Source organism: Flavobacterium limnophilum (genome assembly GCF_027111315.2).
Lineage (GTDB): Bacteria > Bacteroidota > Bacteroidia > Flavobacteriales > Flavobacteriaceae > Flavobacterium > Flavobacterium limnophilum.
In genome coordinates, this window is the sequence record NZ_CP114289.2 from 3,362,163 (window position 1) to 3,381,771 (window position 19,609).

Here is a 19,609-nt window from a genome sequence, read left to right on the forward strand (position 1 = left end):
AAAAGGCTGTCAAAAGACAGCCTTTTTACTTTTACAAAGCAAATTCTATTGCTTTAATAGCTTCATTACTTTAATTTCATTGTTTTCGTCAAGTGCTTTTACCACATAAATTCCTTTATTCAAATCACTAATGTAAAATTGATTTTCTTTTGTCTGCCTAGCATTAAATCTTTTTACCAATTGTCCCGTGATGGAATAAATCTCCACTTTGGAACTATTTGCGTTTAAAGTAAAATAATCCGAGGCTGGATTTGGGTACAAATAAATTTCGCCGTTCACTTCAAACTTGTCAGTTCCCAATGAAGACTGTTTGTTGCCATAAATCCTAAATCCACCTGCTTCTATGGCAATGGTTGCCGTTGTGCTTGTCACCTGAACAGGAGAGTTATCCATCAAGTTGTACCAAGTTCCCGTATAAGGAAAATCTGGAACGACATTTTGGGTCGTCACGTCCAAATTAGTAAGCACCACAACATTTTTCAATTGCGTGGAAGGCAATGAATTGTCCCAAATAAACAATCTTGGAGTATAAGTTCCGGATTGAATATCGAAACTTCCGTTAAATACAGCTTCCGTTGTTTTTAGGGCTATCATTTTTGCCCAATCAAAATAGATTTTATTTCTATTGACATCTCCAAGCCAATTGTTTGCCCATTGCGGTTGCGGTTTCGTGTCCAACTTACAATCTCCACTTGGCACGCCTCCATCATAATCCGTGTTTACTGTCCCGTTGTTACAAGTCCAAATAGACTTTTCCCAACCCAATTCGCCAAAATGCCAAATCATTTTTGGACCAGGAACCAGAAGTGACACGGCTCCAATGGCCGACATTCTGGACAAAGCCACATTCAGATTCTTTACATCATGAGCAGGATTAGAACTTTGACCGTATTGCAGGTTTTTATACATCAATCGTTCTTCGTCGTGGCTTTCGGCATATCCCATCAATCTTTTTCCGGTAAACCCGCGGCTGTCATAACCCATTCTTTCGATGTTTTTATCTCCGGTTTGACCCATCGACAATTCATTGTACCTGTCGGTCATTTTGCCCCACATCATCACGCCTTTGCTTGGTGTTTCGGCAATTCTGTAATTGGCCCATTGTTGCTCTTCGTTGTCATTGCCCAAATGCTCGAAAATGGCATAATGCGTTGGATCCAAACTCCAGGAATAATCGGCATATTCTTTAAGAAAATCCACCCGGTCTTGTTGGTAAACATTGGTGCAATTATCCTGGGCAGTTGAAGTAGTCGTAAAAGGGCAGTTTTGGGTAAAACCTTTGGTCAAATCCCAACGGAAACCATCAATTTTGTACTCTTCTATCCATTGTTTGATGACCCTTTTTACATAATTTTTTGTTCTGGGTTGTTGGTGGTTGAAATCATTCCCAACATTGTAACTGTGCATCGCCGAGAAATTGAAATAAGGATTCTCGACAGATGGACTTCCCCAGCCGTCACCGTCGGGATCATTCATCCACATTCTATCCATCGGGTTTCTTCCAAATGCGTGATTCAATGCAACGTCCAGAATCACGGCAATTCCGTTTTGATGACATAAATCTATGAACTGTTTCAGTTTTGCGCTTGTACCATAAGCCTTGTCCAAAGCCATATGAAAAGAGGTGTTGTACCCCCAACTTTCGTTACCTTCAAATTCCATTATGGGCATTAATTCGATGGCGTTGATTTTCAAATTTTTGAAATAATCGATTCTGTCAATCAGGTTTTGGTAACTTCTGTTGGCATCAAAATCCCTGACCAAAACTTCGTAAACCACCAGTTTGTCTTTTTCCGGTTTCACGAAATTGGTTGTTGATGTACTCCAATCATAAGGAGTTTGCCCGGTTTGCAAAACAGTAACTTCGCGCTCTTGTCCGACTGGATAAGCTGGAAGATTGGGATAATTACCGGCTGGAATCGAAGCATCTTCGTCTTGATTCAAAACCAAGGTAGAATAGGGATCGGCCGTTTTCACCACGGAGGGCGTATTGGACATTGGAGTCGCATCGACTACCCAATATTGATAAGTATAATTAGTTCCGGAAACCAGACCCGTCAATTCCAGCCAAAATTTGCCTGAAGCATCGTCTTTTTTCATGGCATAAGCGGCAGTTGGCAGCCAATTATTGAAACTTCCTGCCACATATACAAAATCTTTTAATGGAGCGTCCAATACCAAAGTTGCCTTTGTGGCATCGCCAAAATTGTAATTAATTCCGTCAACCAATCCCGCCGGCATTGCTTGGGAAACAGTTCCTGGATTGACGATTGCCGAGAACTTTTTTATTATTGTTGTTGCCCCTTGCGTGACCTCCAACTCGTAATTTTGATTCGCCGTAATATTCGTATGGGAATAAGTATAGTTTGAAGTGCTTGGATTGGTGTTGATGGAAACGCCATTGGCTTTTAAATTATAACTGGCAACTCCATTGGTGTTATTTGCCACAATGTTCAAACTTCCGCCTGATGCAATTATGTTGGCACTATTTTGCAATGGAGTGGTCAAGTTTACGTTCATTAGTCCTACCTCAACAAGAATGTCTTGCGATTTTTTGTCACCTGTACCGTCTTTTGCTTTTATTAAAAAACCGATTTTTCCAATTCCTGTCGTGTTGTAATACGTTGTAGGAGTTATTGTTTTGGTATAAGTATCCGAAACGGAATTGTAGGTGAATCTACTGGCTTCGTCAGAAGCATTCCAAGTACCATTTAGCGGTGTTCCTTTTTGGGTCGTATCATTCAAGTCAAAAGCCCAGGCCCACATATACAGTGCATTGCCGACAACTCCCCACGAGGCTTCGTTTATACTGTTTCCATTGATGGTAATAGTTATGGCAGTTGTTTCCTCGAATGAAGCAGGGTTTACGGAATAAGTAACCGTTTGCTGCTGGGCAGAAGTTACTATCGTCAAAAAAAACAAGAATAAAAATGTAATTTTTTTCATAATTTTCTGGTATTAAGAAAAAAAGGGCTGTTAAAAAACAGCCCTTTATTCGGTTAACGGCATTTACTAAAGTTTAGTAACTGTATATTTTTTGGCATTAAAGTCTGCGGTAATCTTATAAGTACCTGCGACAGTTATTGGAATATCAGCACCTTTTAAAACTAAGTCTCCACCGGTTGCACTATTGCTGCCATAATTGGTTCCCCAACCATCATCCAACCTAAATTTATAAGCACCCGGAACCATGTTGATGGTAATTGAATAGGTTTTGGTGTTTAAATCATAATTCAAGTTGGTATCTGAATCCCATCCTGTTGGAGTAGCACTTCCGATAATTCCCCAGTCTGGCCATGCCGGATACGGAGTTAGTTTTATGGTATAAAAATTAGATGCTTGCACTACACTACCTGTTGTACCTACAGTAGATTTTACGCGAACATCAATAGAACTTTCGACAAAAGGAGGAAATCCTGAGTTTAATGCTGCTGCATTTAGCTCACCTACGGTAAAGTTTTTAAACCTGTCTGTAGAAGTTGCCACTACAACAGGAGAAGCAAACTTGGTTCCCGCTGCTGCAAATTCCACACTATAGTTTACGACAGTTGCAGTACCATTATAGGCTGCATAGTTCCAAACTACCGTTGTTGCCAAATCATTTGGTTTAGTCTTATCCAGAACAAGAGTAAAACCCGTTGCAGGCGCAACCAATACAGGTGCAGCATTTGTCGCAACAGCTTCTCTATCTTCTACTGAATCAGTACAAGATACTGTCGCCATGCTTATAAAAGCAATTAGAAATTTAATTGTATTTTTCATATTATCCTTGTTATAATTGTTTGATTGTGTACTTCAATCCTGTAAAATCAGCAGTGATGTAATAAGTTCCGGCTGTGGTTATGGCAATGTTTGTTCCACCGGCATCCAATGTCAAATTGTTTCCGTCATCTCCATAATTTGATGCCCAGCCATGATCCAATCTGAATTTGAAAGTTCCCACTTTCATTTTCATGATTATGGAATACATTTTGGTTGTGGCATTATAATCCATTAGAGTATCAGAATCCCAACCGGTAGGCGTGGCATCTCCAATAACACCCCAAGCATTGACAATAGGTGTAATGGTATAAGTTTTTGTTTTAAAATTTGCCACAATGGTATAATTACCGGCTGTTACGGGAATATTAGCCCCGCCAGCTTCCAATGATAGATTCTTTCCATCATCGCCATAATTGGTCGTCCAACTATTGTCCAATCTGAATTTAAATTCCCCAGTTTTCAAACCAAGTGAGATTGAATACGTATCGGTTGCAGCATTATAAACCATGTCAGTACTAAGATCCCAACCTTTTGGAGTGGCATCGCCAATAATACCCCAGTTTGGTTGATATGGGGTAACTTTGATAGTATAATAATTAGAAACTCCGGCTGGTGATTTTACGCGTACGTCCATAAGACCTTCCACAAGAGCTGGCAAACCGATAGCTTTTGCTGCAGCGTCTAAATTCCCAACAGTTATATCTTTATAAAGATTAGTTGTTGCTGTACCTATAACCACGGGTGTTGCAAAATTAGTTCCTGACTTGGCGACTTCAATGGTATAACTTACCGAAGTGCCAGCCGTACTATTTTCAGAATCATCCCAAACGAAAGTTGTAGCCAGGTCGTTTAATTTGGCCCCATCCAGGATAAGATTAAAACTGGAGGTTGGTGCCAGCAGGTTAATACCTAAACTTTTCTCGGCTGCCGCTTTGTGTTCCACGTCTTCAGTACATGAAAGTGTAAGAATACTAATGAAAGCTATTAATAATTTAATTGTGTTTTTCATCTTTTTATATTTTGAATTACTCTAATAACCTGTGTTTTGAGTTAAATTTGGGTTTGATTTAAGCGAGTTTGCAGGAATAGGAAATAATTTCATGTTATCTGAAATAGATGTTCCGTTCAAGCTGTTCCCTTTCCAAGCCCAATTGTAACCAGTAGTATATTTTCCAAAACGAATCAAGTCTTGGCGTCTAAAAGCTTCCCAGTGTAATTCCCTGGCTCTTTCATCTATGATGAAGTCGAGAGTTACAGCTGCAGAAGCAACAGTTACTCCTTTGGCACGAGTACGCAAATCATTAATATAACCTAAAGAAGTGGCATTGGCATTTGCCAAAGTTCCTCCATTTATGGCTCCGTCTTTTCTCATTTGAGCTTCTGCATACATTAAATAAGCATCTGCCAAACGGAATACAGGAAAATCAGTATCTACAAAATTTGAGCTGCTTCCTGCAACACCAGCCGCAGTTTTGTTTGACCATTTAGCCAATACATAGCCTTGACCATTAGTACTAATATTTGTAATATCAATAGGCCTAGAACCACTAATAATGGTGTTTCTCACATCATTTGCATAATCAGAACCATCAAATTTTTGAACAAATTGTTTTCTTAATCTAAAGGCTCCGCCCCATCCTCCTACTCCAAAGTCAGCTCCATTACTTTCTACAGAACCCACTTGACCATTGATAATTACGGTTGTGGCCCCATAGTTTTGTGTCACTTTCCCATCTGATTGAAGTGTGAAAATAATTTCTGACGAAGTATTGTTGTCCGCCTTAAAGTTGTTTAAGTAACTGGTATTCAGGCCGTAACCGCTAGAGATAATTGTAGCGCATTTTGCCAAACATTCGGTATATTTTGGTTCACCAATGTAAACCTCTGCATTCAAGTAAATCTTGGCCAAAATCATGTTGGCAACACCTTGATCCACACGACCATACTCATTAGTTCTGGCTGCTTTTAAATTCGGCAAAACGGCATTCAATTCGTTTTCTATGAAAGTAAAAAGCTGCTTTCTGTTATACTCTGGACCTTGTGAGTTGATGGCTGAATTTTCATCATAAAAGGGAGCTTTACCAAACATATCCATCAAGTTATAATAAGCATAAGCCCTTAAAACTCGTACTTCGTTGCGGTAATCATTTATTTTGGCCACATCGGCAGTATTTGTAATACCACGAGCACTTAATTTTTCAGGAGCAGATTGACGTAAAAAGTCGTTGACAATAGCCACTTCGGCCATCGTTCTACTAAAAAATCCTAGCAAAATTGGATTACTTGAACCCCAAGTGTTTCTATTTAGTTCCGCGGTTCCTTCATCATTTTCGTAACTCCAAACCACTTCGTCAGTAGTCAATTCTTGCAAGTACCACAAGCAACGTCCAAACTGGCTGGTACCTGCGTCTATTCCTTCTAAAAAGGAAGATCCGGCATCACCTGTTCCGGTCAAGGAAAGGTTTCCGTAAACCCCTGCAAGTGCTTGCTTGTACCCTTGTGGAGTAGAGAAGAGGGCTTCGGGAGTTTTTACCGTATTGTCAGTAGAAATTACATCTAAATCATTTGTACAAGATAGTAGCGTTACTAATGAAAATATAGATACTATTAAATTTATTTTTTTCATGACTTTAGTTTATTTTATTAAAATTTTAAATTAGTCCCAAATAAGAAGGAACGTTGTCTTGGATAAATAGCACCATCAACACCATTATTTATCTCTGGGTCTAAACCTGAATATTTAGTAATAACAAACACGTTTTGGCATCCTGCAGATAATCTTAAAGATAATTTGTCATTAAACCATTTGGGAAAAGTATATCCCAAGGAAATGTTGTCCATTCTTAAGAAAGAGGCATTTTCAACATAAATATCAGATAAAACTACGGTTGATGTAGTCTTAAATCCTGTATCGGTTACCGATGTAGGCAAATTAGTAATATCAGCACCTGTATTAAGCCTGCCATATTGAGCTCGGCTGGCATCTACGGCATTAAAAACCCTGTTACCAATGTTGGAACGCAAAGCGAATGACAAATCAAAATTGTTGTAATTCAAATTAGTGGAAAATCCTAGAATAGCTTTTGGATCTTGATTTTTGTAGATGTATTTATCATCGGCATTGATCACGCCATTCCCGTCCATATCTTCATAAGCTCCTTCAATAGGCTGTCCACTTACATCATATAATTGTTTGTAAACCCAAAAAGAATCTGGAGCAAAACCTTCTTGATACACTTTTGCCTGAGTACCAGTACCAGCAATATTGTCACCAGTCCTGATAATGCTGTGGTATATCAATTCGTCAATTTTTCTGTCAAAGTGAGTAACATTAAAACTGGCATTCCAATTGAAATTATCTGATTTTACTATATCAGCATTTATGGTAAACTCAATTCCTTTTGTCGTAAAGCTACCTACGTTTTGAAATATGGCATTCGAAAAATTACTACCGTCAGCCAATGGTCCTTTTACCAACAAATCAGAAGAAACTTTGTAAAAAACATCCACACTACCGTTTATCCTGTTTTTGAATAGACCATAATCTATTCCGGCATTGTAAGTTGTGGTTTCCTCCCATTTAATTTGCTCGTTATACGCCGATGATATGGCAATAGGCACTGCTGTTGTTCCAAAAGTATATTGTGAAGAACCACTACCCGTTACATATTTTTGCAAATAAATATTAGCTGCATCACCTATATCTTGTTGTCCCGTGATACCCCAACCTACTCTTAATTTCAAATCAGATACGGTTTCATTGTCTTTAAACAAATCATTGTTAACTTTCCAAGCAAAAGAGGCTGCTGGAAAATTCCCAAAACGATTTTCCTCAGCAAAACGAGAAGAACCATCACGTCTGTAAGACAAAGTCAATAAATATTTGTCGTTGTAGTTTAAATTGGTTCTGGCAAAATAACCCAACAATACCACTGGTGTTGCCACTTTATATTGAGGAAATCCACCTGTTCCAGTAACTGGTAAATTGGGATCATTAAGATTCCCTTGAATATAAGTATTGTTTTCAAATTTTTGATAAGAATAACCACCCGTTAAATCGAAAACTAATTTGCCGAAAGTTTTGTTATAGGCCAAATAAGCATCAAACAACGTGTTTTTTCTATGACCTCTTGAAATCTCGTTGGTTCCATAAGGTATATTATTATTCGAGCCCGAAGAAGCTACATCAGTTCCTGCATATTTAGAAGTTTGCCCGTGAGTTTCATCAAAACCTACATTTACAACGGCTCTTAAGTCTGGCAAAAAGTGCATTTTGTAATCAACTTCAAAATTTCCGAAAAGACGATTGCTATATCCCGTATTATCTGTTTGCAATAATTGTGCTACCGGATTTCTTGTCGTTTGGGGTGTTAAAGCTCCCGTTGTATGGTCATGGTTTTCATAAAAACCACCATATCTAGAGGTAGGATCATACACTGGTTGTGTTGGATCAAAATTTATGGCACTACCTTCAACTGCGTCTGTAAAACGGTTGTCTTCATTGCTATAATTGGCATTCAAACGCAATTTTAAGTGGTCTTTGAACAAAGTCGGATTCAAGGCAAGACCTACTGCATTTCTGTTAAAAACATTAGTCAAACGCAAACCTTCTTGATACGTTTTTCCAAATGTTAAACGGGTAGGCAATACCCCCAACAAATTTCCTCTAACACTTAAGTTGGCATCTGTATAAGCGGTTTGTCTGTATATTTCTTTTTGCCAATCGGTATTTGCATTTCCTAACCTGGAAAGTAAACTTGGATTTTGTTCCGTTACAACATTTTTTAAAGCGGCAGCATCAAAAACATCGACAGTTTTAATTAAATTTCCAACTCCAAGCATAGAATTAAAATCTACCGAAAGATTTTTACTTCCTTTTTTGGTAGTAATCAAAATAACCCCGTTAGAAGCCCTAGATCCATAAATAGCAGTAGCCGAAGCATCTTTCAATATCGAAAAGGATTCAATTATGCTGGGATTCAATGAAGCCAAAAAAGAGGTTGAACCTGTTCCTGTAGAATTTTCAATTGGCAAACCATCAATTACTATCAATGGATCGTTTGAAGCATTTAGAGAAGATCCTCCCCTAATTCGGATTGTGGAACCCGAACCTGGAGCACCACCCCCGGCATTTACAGTTAGTCCAGCCACGCGTCCGTTAAATAAGTTGTCCGCATTTACGACAACTCCTTTATTAAAATCTTTAGCCGTCAAAACCGCCACGGCTCCTGTTGCATCTTTTTTCTTGACAGAACCGTAACCTACCTGAATAACAACCTCTTTTAATTGACTTGCATCTTCTTCAAGAGATACTGTTACCGATTGTTGATTGGTGAACTTTAGGGTTTCACTTCTGTATCCAACGAACGAAAAAACGATTATATCGCCTTTCTTAACATTGGCTAATTGAAATTTTCCGTCAAAATCTGTTGAAGCCCCAGTTGTGCTTCCTTGTATATTAACATTTACTCCCGGAAGAGGCTGTCCCGATACTTTATCAAGAACTTTTCCGCTAAATGTATTCTGGGCCAGAACACAAAAAGGCAGAAGCAACATTAAAAATAACAACTTTTTGTAAATTGTTTTCATACTTTTTGTTTAAGTTAATTAGGTTTTTTGTTTATTTTACCTTTACTTCGAGTATCAAAATTAGATAAATTTATAAGCCCCCGACAAAAGCAAAATCCAAACAGGTTACGAAAACGTGATAGTGTTGAAAACTTTCTGTTTTATTATTGTTTTTAGACTTAAAATTATGATTACATAAATTTATTTGAAACTTTTTTACGAAAATGATTTTTATTATATACACAATATGAAAAAGAAGGTTACGCTCAAACAAATTGCAAGAGAACTGGATGTTTCCATTTCAACCGTTTCAAAATCCTTGAGAAACAGCTTGGAAATAGGCGAAGAAACCAGGCTAAAAGTGCAGGCTTTTGCCAAATTTTATCACTACAAACCCAATAATATAGCCCTTAGTTTAAAAAACAGAAAAACAAAAACCATCGGAATCATTATTCCGGAAATTGTGCATCACTTCTTTTCCACCGTCATCAATGGAATTGAACAAATTGCCAACGAAAACGGATACAGCGTAATCATTTGTTTGTCTGACGATTCCTTCGACAAAGAAGTCCTGAATATGGAAATGTTGGCCAATGGAAGCATTGACGGATTTATTATGTCGCTCTCCAAAGAAACCCAACAGAAAAAAGATTTTCACCACATAACCGAAGTAATCAACCAAGGAATGCCGGTAGTCATGTTTGACAGGGTGACCGATGATATCGAATGCGACAAGGTTATCATCAACGACGAATTGGCCGCATTTGAAGCCGTTCAAAGTCTAATCGACAAGGGAAGAAAGAAAATCGCCCTTGTAACAACGGTCGATTATGTCAGCGTTGGCAAACTTAGAACCGACGGCTACACCAAAGCATTATTGGAAAACGGATTGCCGTTTGACGAAGACCTGATCATAAAAATCGAAAACGTGGATAATTGCGAAATTACCATCGCAAAATTATTGGAAGAAAAAGCCATCGACGCCGTTTTTGCCGTAAACGAGTTATTCGCCGTGACAACCATCAAAACCGCCCATAAAATGGGAATAAAAGTTCCCGAAGACATAGCCGTAATCGCTTTTACAGATGGAATTATCTCGAAATATTCCACGCCATCCATCACCACGGTGACCCAAAACGGAATAGAAATGGGAAACATCGCCGCCAAAACCCTTATCGACAGACTGGAAGCTGAACACGACGAAAATGAGGAGGAAGAAGAGGAAGAAATTTACAAAACCATAGTTATCGAAACCCATCTCATCGAAAGAGAATCAACAAATTAATCGCATCCAGCAATAACTTATCAAACTATTTCGTTGTAGTAACATGTAAATCAACATATTCAAAAATCTGAAAATCTAAATCCCAAATTCTTTTATACATTTACGGCATTCAAAACTTTTACCTTTACTTCGAAAATAAGTTAAGTTTTGATAAGCAAGGCGCTTATCGTACATTCATTTAATATACGATAATGAAAAAACCTGAATTAAGTTTTTGGCAAATCTGGAATCTAAGTTTTGGATTTCTGGGAGTGCAGATTGGGTATTCTCTACAAAACGGGAATACTAGTAGAATATTGGAAGCCTTAGGTGCCGATGTTCACAGCATTGGCTATTTTTGGCTCGCAGCTCCTTTGGCGGGATTAATTGTCCAACCCATAATTGGTCTTTCCAGCGACAAAACCTGGACACGTCTAGGGCGCAGAATTCCATTTATATTTTTCGGCGCAATTGTTTCGGCTTTGGCCATGTTTTTTATGCCCAATGCAGAATACTTTACCTATTTGCTGCCACCATTAATTTTTGGTGCCGTGATGCTCCTCTTAATGGACACTTCATTTAATGTTACAATGCAACCCTTTAGAGCCCTTGTTGGCGATATGGTAAACGACGAACAGAAAAATTTGGGTTATTCGCTGCAAAGTGCCTTAATCAATTTTGGAGCTGTTTTCGGTTCCTTGTTGCCCTGGATTCTTGCCAAAGCCGGAGTGGCAAATGTTCCTGCCGCCGGCGAAAAAGTGGCTGCATCCGTAATATGGTCTTTCTATATTGGTGGCGCTATTTTATTGGCAACCGTTCTTTGGACTGTTTTTAGAACCAAAGAATATGCTCCAAAAGAACACGCACAATACAACGACATCGACTTGGAAGCCGAAACCGTGACAGAAAAAACAAGCATCTTCAAATTGATTGCAAATGCTCCGAAGATTTTTTGGCAATTGGGAATCGTGCAATTCTTTTCTTGGTTTGCTTTATTTCTAATGTGGGTTTACACCACCAGAGCCATCGCCAATCAAGTTTGGGGAGCAGAAGCTTTAGACCCAAAATCAATAGGTTTCAACGAAGCCGGAGATTGGACCGGCGTATTATTTGCTTTTTACAGTGCTGTTGCAGCATTATTTTCCTTGCTGATTCCAACAATTGCAAAATCAATAGGCAGAAAAAAAACCTATAGTTTTTCGCTTTTATTGGGAGGAATTGGCTTGGCTTCGATGTATTTTGTGCACGACAAAAACATCTTGCTATTATCCATTTCGGGAGTAGGTTTAGCTTGGGCAGCCATATTGGCAATGCCTTACGCCATGTTATCAGGCTCTTTGCCTGCCGACAAAATGGGTGTTTACATGGGATTATTCAACGCAACCATTACCATTCCACAAATCGCTGCGGGTTTATTAGGCAGCACTATTATTGCATTATTTGGAGGTTTTCCAATGGCAATTATAGTAATCGCGGGAGTCTCTATGTTGATTGCAGGTCTGGCAGTATTTTTTGTCAGAGAAAACATTTCGACAGTTAAATAAATTATTACAATCATTATTAATGAATACAAAAGCATTTATATTCGACCTTGACGGTGTCATCGTCGATACGGCAAAATACCATTATTTGGCTTGGCTAAAAATTGCCAATCAATTGGGGATTGAATTTACGCACGAACACAACGAATTGTTGAAAGGCGTGAGTCGGGATCGTTCTTTGGATATTATTTTGGGATTAGGAAAAGTGGAAGCTTCACAAGAAGACAAAAACAAATGGCTCGTTCAAAAAAACGAAGATTATTTGTCCTATTTAGTCGATATGGACGAAAGCGAAATCCTGCCGGGAGTGATGCCAATCCTGAAATATTTAAAAGAACAAAACCAATTAATCGCATTGGGTTCGGCCAGTAAAAACGCCAGACCTATTCTCGAAAAAACGGGAACACTTCCCTATTTTGATGCGATTGTGGACGGAAATGATGTTTCTAACGCTAAACCCGACCCCGAGGTTTTCTTGCTTGCCGCCAAATTATTAAACATAAAACCAGAAGATTCGATAGTTTTCGAAGATTCGGTGGCGGGAATCCAAGCAGCAAACATTGGAGGAATGACCAGCGTGGGAATTGGAGATGCAAAAACTTTGCACGAAGCAAAGCATCTATTCAAAGACTTTACCCAAATGGATAAAAGCTTTATAGACGCTTTGATAAATTAAATTTTGTTTCAAGGTTAAAGTTTTTTTAACTAAAACCTTGAAACTTTAAAAAAAAGAAGAAATGAACCAAGATTATATAAAAGCAGACAGTTGGTCCATCATTGAAGAAGGATTTGATGCAGAGAGCGTAAAATCGTCCGAAAGCCTTTTCAGTATTGGCAATGGCGCGATGGGACAACGCGCTAATTTTGAAGAAAATTACACCGGAGAAACCTTCCAAGGAAGTTATATCGCAGGAATTTATTATCCTGATAAAACTAAAGTGGGTTGGTGGAAAAACGGTTATCCAAAATATTTCGCCAAAGTCTTGAACGCTCCAAACTGGATTGGAATCGACATCGAAATCAATGATGAAAACCTGGATTTGAATACTTGCACGGCGGTTAAAAACTTTCGCCGTGAATTGAACATGAAAGAAGGTTGGTACAACCGTTCATTCGAAGCGACTTTGAAAAATGGAACCGAAATTGCCGTAAACATTCGCCGTTTTCTGTGCATGAATTTGGACGAAGTGGGAGTCATCAACTATGAAATAACGCCTTTGAACAAGGATGCAAAAATAGTTTACAAGCCTTATATCGATGCTGGAATTCACAATGAAGACGCCAACTGGGAAGAAAAATTCTGGGAAACGCTGGAAATAAAAAGAACTGGAAACGAAGGTTTTGTAACGGCACAAACTTTTAAAACCAATTTCAAGGCGACCACTTTTATGCAAAACAGTATTTTGGTCAATGGGAAAAACGGCAACATTTCGCCATCAAACATCAAAACTGGCGTCGACAAAATTCAATTTTCTTATGATGTCATTATTGGAAAAGGAGAAAGTTCATCCATCCAAAAAATTGGTGGATACACCGTTTCTTTAAACCACGCCAACACGCTTTCGGCAGCTGAAAACACCATAAAAGAAGCCTTGGCAAAAGGATATGACAAATTGTTGGAAGAGCAAATTACCGCTTGGGCAAAAATTTGGGAAATGTCGGATATCACCATTGATGGCGACGTAAAAGCACAACAAGGAATCCGTTTCAATATTTTTCAACTGAACCAAACCTATTCTGGAAAAGATTCTCGTTTGAATATTGGGCCAAAAGGTTTCACCGGCGAAAAATATGGCGGTTCTACTTATTGGGACACCGAAGCTTATTGCATACCGTTTTACATGGCGACCAAAGACCAGCAAGTTGCCCGAAATTTGTTGACGTATCGTTACAATCAATTGGACAAAGCCATCGAAAATGCCGAGATCAATCTGGGTTTCAAAAATGGAGCTGCTTTGTATCCAATGGTAACCATGAACGGAGAAGAATGCCACAACGAATGGGAAATCACCCACGAGGAAATCCATAGAAATGGCGCGATTGCTTTTGCCATTTTTAACTATTACCGTTTTACTGGCGATTACAGTTATATTCCCGAAAAAGGATTGGAAGTATTGATTGGAATTGCGCGTTTTTGGCATCAAAGAGCCAATTTTTCGAAAGACAAAAACCAATTCGTTATTCTGGGAGTTACCGGACCAAACGAATATGAAAACAACGTAAATAATAATTTCTACACCAATTATATTGCCAAATGGTGTATTGATTATACGTATGACCAAATTCAAAAAGTGCTTTTGGAATACCCATCAGACCACAAACGAATTATCGAAAAAGTAAAATTATCCGATGCTGAATTGCAAGATTGGAAAAAAGTGTCGAGTAATATGTACTTCCCCAAATCGGAAGAGTTGGGTATTTATTTACAACAAGACGGATTCTTGGACAAAGATTTAGTATTGGTAAAAGATTTGGACAAAAGCCAAAGACCCATTAACCAGAAATGGTCTTGGGACAGAATTTTGCGTTCACCTTACATCAAACAAGCCGACGTATTACAAGGGTTTTACTTCTTTGAAGACCATTTTTCGACAGAAGAATTGAAACGCAATTTCGAATTTTACGAAGCATTTACCGTTCACGAAAGTTCTCTTTCGCCTTGTGTCCATTCGATTCAAGCAGCTAAATTGAACAAAATGGATATGGCCTATACTTTCTATTTAAGAACTTCAAGACTAGACTTGGACGACTACAATAAAGAAGTGGAAGAAGGTTGCCACATCACCTCGATGGCGGGAACTTGGATGAGTATCGTGGAAGGTTTTGGAGGAATGCGGGTGAAAGATAACACGCTCCATTTTTCTCCAAAAATTCCGAAAGAATGGACAGGTTATTCCTTTAAAATTAATTTCCGAAACCAGATTTTGAAGGTTGCCATTAACCACAGTGAAACACTGTTTGAACTCGAAGGCACTAGAAATCTGACTGTTTTCGTCAATGGCGAGCCTACTTTGGTTAAACCAAACAGCTTGACAACGGTTTAAAAACATTGAACCATAAAGGTATTTTAGTTGTTTAAGAGAAACTTAAACAACTAAAATACCTTCTCTTCTATATAAAATGTTGAACTAAATTTAATTGTTTATCAAATGAAAAAGATATTTTTACTCTTCATTTTCACAACTTCCACTATGTTTGCACAAATCGAAAAAATAGAACCTCCTTTTTGGTATGCCGGAATGCACAACCCGGAATTACAAATTATGTTTTATGGCAAAAACATGGCAAAATACCAGGTCACAGTTTCCAATTCGATTAAAATCACTAAAGTGCAACGGACTGAAAATCCAAACTATGTTTTCGTCACTATAAACACTAAAAATAGTCCCGCATCCGATTTTGTTTTCACTTTCAAAGGCAATAATTCCGTGGTTTTCACCCAAAAATATTCCTTGAAAAAACGAAGAGAAAATTCGGCACAACGCAAAAGTTTTGATGCCTCGGATATGATGTATTTAATAATGCCGGATCGATTTTCGAATGGCAAAAAAGACAACGATTCCAGTGATTTGACCCAAGAAAAATACAACCGTGATTTGCCTGGAGGAAGACACGGCGGCGATATTCTGGGCATCATCAATCATTTGGATTACATCCAGGAATTGGGCGCAACAACCATTTGGAACACGCCACTTTGCGAAGACAATGATGCCGCTTATTCCTATCACACTTATGCCCAATCTGACGTTTATAAAATTGACCCTCGTTACGGAACCAATGAAGATTATGTGAGATTGTCTTCGGAAATTCATAAACGAAAAATGAAATTGGTACTCGATTATGTGACCAATCACTGGGGATTACAGCATTGGATGATCAAGGATTTACCTACCAAAGACTGGATTAACCAATTCGAAAATTACACCCAAACCAATCACAGAAGAACCCTTGTCCACGATATTAATGCATCAAAAATCGACACTAAAATCTGTTTTAACGGATGGTTCGTCCCTTCGATGCCCGATTTGAATCAAAGGAATTCTTTGGTGCTAAACTATCTTACACAGAATGCCATTTGGTGGATTGAATATGCAGACTTGGACGGTTTCAGGGTCGACACTTATAATTATGCCGATCCAGAAGCCATTGCAAAATGGACCAAAGCCATCACCAATGAATATCCAAATTTCAATATTGTTGGCGAAATTTCGATGCGGGATCAAGCCCAACTTTCGTATTGGCAAAAAGACAGCCCAATTGGAAAAATCCAAAATTTCAATTCCCATTTACCGAGCGTAATGGATTTTATTTTATCGGATGCTCTTTTGATTATTTTCAACGAAGATGGTAATTGGGAAACCGGAATGGCAAGAATCTACAACAATTTTGCCAATGATTTTCTATATCCAGACGTTAACAATTTATTGATTTTTGCCGAAAATCACGACACCCATCGAGTGAATCACGTCTACAACAACGACATTCGAAAATACAAAATGGCGATGGCTTTGCTGGCCACCGTTCGTGGAATTCCTCAATTGTATTATGGTTCCGAAGTGGGAATGGCAGGCAACAAAGACGATGGCGATGCCGCTATTCGCCAAGATTTCCCCGGCGGTTGGGAAGGCGATCCCATTAATGCTTTTACCAAAGAAGGAAGAACGTCTGGGCAAAACGATTATTTCGATTTCACTTCCAAGTTGTTCAATTGGAGAAAAACCAAATCAGTGGTTCATTTCGGAAAAATGACGCATTACATCCCCGAAGACAATACTTATGTCTATTTCAGGTATAATGCCACTGAAAGTGTAATGGTTGTATTCAACAACAGTAGCGAAACCAAAACACTAAAGACGGACCGCTTTGCCGAAAATATCGGGAATTTCAAAACCGGAAAAGACGTCATAACGGATAAAATAATTGACGTGACCAAAGAAATTACGATGGAACCAAAATCGGTTTTGATATTGGAATTGAAATAAAAAATCACACCTACCAAACCCGACAGGTTTTGAAACCTGTCGGGTTTAAACACATAAACAATGAAAAAACTACTTTTCTTATTATTCATAAGTTCGCTTTCCTTTGCCCAAAACGCAAATAGGAAATATATTTCGCAAGACTTGAAAAAAGAAGGTTTGGAAATAAAGACTTCCGATGGAATTTATTTTATAAAATTCAAGACTGACAAAATAGCCGAAGTTCAATTTACTCCAAACGGACAAACCAACAATCAAGAATCACAAGCAGTTGTGTTGAATGACGAAGAAATTCTTTATGACGGTCAATTCTCCGATAATTCTTCAAAAATTTCCTCCAAGAATATCACGATTGAAGTTGTTCATAGTCCTTTCCAAATTAAATATTTCGACAGAAAAAATAATTTAATCCTTTCGGAAAAAAACGGTTACTCCAAAAAAGAAAATGCAGAAGTTCTGGATTTCAATCTCGACAAGACCGAAATGCTTTATGGAGGTGGCGCAAGAGTTTTGGGAATGAACCGTCGCGGGAATCGTTTGCAATTGTACAATCGCGCCAGTTACGGTTACGAAACCCACGCCGATTTAATGAATTTCTGTATTCCAATGGTGTTGTCATCAAAAATGTATGCCGTTCATTTTGACAATCCCGCCATTGGCTACTTGGATTTAGACAGCAAAAAAGACAATACTTTGGCATATGAAACCATCTCTGGTCGAAAAACATACCAAGTAATTGTAGGCGATTCTTGGACGGATTTGATTTCAAATTATACCGATTTAACCGGAAAACAACCTTTACCGGCTCGATGGACTTTGGGAAATTTTTCCAGTCGTTTTGGATATCATTCGCAAGAAGAAGTGGAGAAAACCATCAAGAAATTTGAAGACGACAACATTCCTGTCGATGCCATAATTCTGGATTTGTACTGGTTTGGCAAAGACATGAAAGGTAATATGGGCAACTTGGACTGGGAAAAAGAAACCTTTCCGAATCCTGAAAAAATGATGGCCGATTTGAATGCTAAAGGCATAAAAACCGTACTGATTACCGAACCTTTCGTCTTGACAACTTCCAAAAAATGGCAAGAAGCCGTGGACAAAAAAGTGGTGGCGACAGACAAAGTCGGAAATCCATTTACCTATGATTTCTACTTTGGAAACACCGGAATCATCGACATTTTCAAACCCGAAGGAAAAGACTGGTTTTGGAATGTTTACAAACGATTAATTAATCAAGGCGTTGGCGGACTTTGGGGCGATTTGGGCGAACCCGAAGTTTTTCCGTCCGAAGCCATAACTGCCGGCGGAAAAGCCGATGAAGTTCATAATATTTACGGCCACGACTGGGCAAAATTGATTGCCGACGGTTACAAAAAAGATTTCCCAAATCAACGTCCGTTTATATTAATGCGCGCTGGTTATTCAGGTTCGCAACGTTTTGGGATGATGCCTTGGTCTGGCGACGTGAGCCGAACTTGGGGTGGACTACAGTCGCAAACCGAGATTTCCCTGCAAATGGGAATGCAGGGAATGGGTTATATGCACTCCGATTTAGGTGGTTTTGCAGGCGATTATTTTGACAATGAATTATACCTTCGTTGGCTGCAATACGGCGTTTTCCAACCAATATTTCGTCCGCACGCACAAGAAGAAGTCGCTTCGGAAGTGGCTCGAAAAGATATTATTACGAAAGCAAAAGCCAAGAAACTAGTGGAATTGCGTTACCAACTTTTGCCGTACAACTATACTTTGGCTTTCGAAAACAATCAAAAAGGAACGCCATTAATGCGCCCGTTATTTTTTGAAGAACCCAACAACACCAAATTATTAACCGTTTGCGAAACCTATCTTTGGGGGAATGATTTTTTGGTTACTCCAATCACGAAAGCTGGCGTAACTGCAACATCTGTTTATTTTCCAAAAAACAACAACTGGTTTGATTTCTATTCCGATAAAAAACAATTGGCAGGAACGACTTCAACCATTGCAGTTGCCGAAGACCACATTCCAGTTTTTGTGCGTGGTGGCGCTTTCATTCCAATGATAAAAACCATTCAAAATACATCAAAATATTCATTGGAAAACTTCGACTTGCATTATTATTTTGATGCAAAAACAACCCAAAGTTCTGGAAAAATATACAATGACGATGGAGCAACGGCAAACGCTTTCGAAAAAGGCGCATTTGAAATTTTGAATTTCAATGGCAATACCAATGGCAAAACAGTTTTTGTAAAATTGAATTCGGAAATTGGAAAAAACTTTCAGTCATTCGATAAAAATGTTTCGCTAATTGTCCACAATATAAAAGCAAAATCAGTGACCGTAAATGGAAAAACGATTGCTTTCAAAACCGTAAAAAACAATATAGAAATTCCAGTTTCTTGGAAAAAAGGAACTGGAGTTGAAATCAAAATTCAATTGTAATAAAAAAACTAAACCATTAAGAAATTAAGAAAATTAAGAACAGCTTAATGAGCCTTAATTTTCTT

At 38.5% G+C, this 19,609-nt stretch carries 11 protein-coding genes; 6 read left to right on the forward strand and 5 right to left on the reverse strand.

Features of this window, described 5'->3' with window-relative positions; genetic code table 11:
- Positions 1-45: 45 nt before the first annotated feature.
- The 5 genes from OZP13_RS14080 to OZP13_RS14100 all read right to left on the reverse strand — a co-directional run bounded on the left by OZP13_RS14080 (position 46) and on the right by OZP13_RS14100 (position 9,351).
- The gene (locus tag OZP13_RS14080) at positions 46-2,946 is read right to left on the reverse strand and encodes an alpha-amylase family glycosyl hydrolase (RefSeq protein WP_281297558.1); all 2,901 of its coding nucleotides are present in this window, start codon (positions 2,944-2,946) and stop codon (positions 46-48) included.
- Between the two features lie 66 nt (positions 2,947-3,012).
- Positions 3,013-3,762 carry a SusE domain-containing protein gene (locus OZP13_RS14085; RefSeq protein WP_281297559.1) on the reverse strand — a complete coding sequence of 250 codons (750 nt, stop codon included), beginning with the start codon at positions 3,760-3,762 and terminating at the stop codon, positions 3,013-3,015.
- A gap of 10 nt (positions 3,763-3,772) precedes the next feature.
- Positions 3,773-4,771: a SusE domain-containing protein gene (locus OZP13_RS14090; protein ID WP_281297560.1), complete on the reverse strand. Its 999-nt coding sequence runs from the start codon at positions 4,769-4,771 to the stop codon at positions 3,773-3,775.
- Between the two features lie 21 nt (positions 4,772-4,792).
- Complete coding sequence (locus OZP13_RS14095) at positions 4,793-6,388, reverse strand: RagB/SusD family nutrient uptake outer membrane protein (RefSeq protein ID WP_281297561.1); 1,596 nt, start codon at positions 6,386-6,388, stop codon at positions 4,793-4,795.
- A gap of 17 nt (positions 6,389-6,405) precedes the next feature.
- Positions 6,406-9,351 carry a SusC/RagA family TonB-linked outer membrane protein gene (locus OZP13_RS14100; RefSeq protein ID WP_281297562.1) on the reverse strand — a complete coding sequence of 982 codons (2,946 nt, stop codon included), beginning with the start codon at positions 9,349-9,351 and terminating at the stop codon, positions 6,406-6,408.
- A 226-nt stretch (positions 9,352-9,577) separates the two neighbouring features.
- On the opposite strand from OZP13_RS14100, the gene OZP13_RS14105 reads away from it, so the two are divergent.
- From OZP13_RS14105 to OZP13_RS14130, 6 genes are all read left to right on the forward strand, one after another.
- Complete coding sequence (locus tag OZP13_RS14105) at positions 9,578-10,615, forward strand: LacI family DNA-binding transcriptional regulator (protein ID WP_269240772.1); 1,038 nt, start codon at positions 9,578-9,580, stop codon at positions 10,613-10,615.
- Positions 10,616-10,806: 191 nt separating this feature from the next.
- Complete coding sequence (locus OZP13_RS14110) at positions 10,807-12,138, forward strand: MFS transporter (RefSeq protein ID WP_281297563.1); 1,332 nt, start codon at positions 10,807-10,809, stop codon at positions 12,136-12,138.
- A 19-nt stretch (positions 12,139-12,157) separates the two neighbouring features.
- Positions 12,158-12,811: a beta-phosphoglucomutase gene (gene pgmB, locus OZP13_RS14115; RefSeq protein ID WP_269240774.1), complete on the forward strand. Its 654-nt coding sequence runs from the start codon at positions 12,158-12,160 to the stop codon at positions 12,809-12,811.
- Between the two features lie 61 nt (positions 12,812-12,872).
- Positions 12,873-15,179 carry a glycoside hydrolase family 65 protein gene (locus OZP13_RS14120; RefSeq protein WP_281297564.1) on the forward strand — a complete coding sequence of 769 codons (2,307 nt, stop codon included), beginning with the start codon at positions 12,873-12,875 and terminating at the stop codon, positions 15,177-15,179.
- 105 nt (positions 15,180-15,284) lie between these two features.
- Positions 15,285-17,117 carry a glycoside hydrolase family 13 protein gene (locus OZP13_RS14125; RefSeq protein WP_281297565.1) on the forward strand — a complete coding sequence of 611 codons (1,833 nt, stop codon included), beginning with the start codon at positions 15,285-15,287 and terminating at the stop codon, positions 17,115-17,117.
- Positions 17,118-17,177: 60 nt separating this feature from the next.
- Positions 17,178-19,544 carry a glycoside hydrolase family 31 protein gene (locus OZP13_RS14130; RefSeq protein ID WP_281297566.1) on the forward strand — a complete coding sequence of 789 codons (2,367 nt, stop codon included), beginning with the start codon at positions 17,178-17,180 and terminating at the stop codon, positions 19,542-19,544.
- The last annotated feature ends 65 nt before the right edge of the window (positions 19,545-19,609 follow it).

Bases quoted from the DNA above. Each gene is read 5' to 3' on its own strand.
- OZP13_RS14100 (WP_281297562.1), bottom strand. From the start codon at position 9,351: ATGAAAACAATTTACAAAAAGTTGTTATTTTTAATGTTGCTTCTGCCT.
- OZP13_RS14110 (WP_281297563.1), top strand. From the start codon at position 10,807: ATGAAAAAACCTGAATTAAGTTTTTGGCAAATCTGGAATCTAAGTTTT.
- OZP13_RS14130 (WP_281297566.1), top strand. From the start codon at position 17,178: ATGAAAAAACTACTTTTCTTATTATTCATAAGTTCGCTTTCCTTTGCC.
- OZP13_RS14105 (WP_269240772.1), top strand. From the start codon at position 9,578: ATGAAAAAGAAGGTTACGCTCAAACAAATTGCAAGAGAACTGGATGTT.
- OZP13_RS14095 (WP_281297561.1), bottom strand. From the start codon at position 6,388: ATGAAAAAAATAAATTTAATAGTATCTATATTTTCATTAGTAACGCTA.
- OZP13_RS14090 (WP_281297560.1), bottom strand. From the start codon at position 4,771: ATGAAAAACACAATTAAATTATTAATAGCTTTCATTAGTATTCTTACA.
- pgmB (WP_269240774.1), top strand. From the start codon at position 12,158: ATGAATACAAAAGCATTTATATTCGACCTTGACGGTGTCATCGTCGAT.
- OZP13_RS14120 (WP_281297564.1), top strand. From the start codon at position 12,873: ATGAACCAAGATTATATAAAAGCAGACAGTTGGTCCATCATTGAAGAA.
- OZP13_RS14080 (WP_281297558.1), bottom strand. From the start codon at position 2,946: ATGAAAAAAATTACATTTTTATTCTTGTTTTTTTTGACGATAGTAACT.
- OZP13_RS14085 (WP_281297559.1), bottom strand. From the start codon at position 3,762: ATGAAAAATACAATTAAATTTCTAATTGCTTTTATAAGCATGGCGACA.
- OZP13_RS14125 (WP_281297565.1), top strand. From the start codon at position 15,285: ATGAAAAAGATATTTTTACTCTTCATTTTCACAACTTCCACTATGTTT.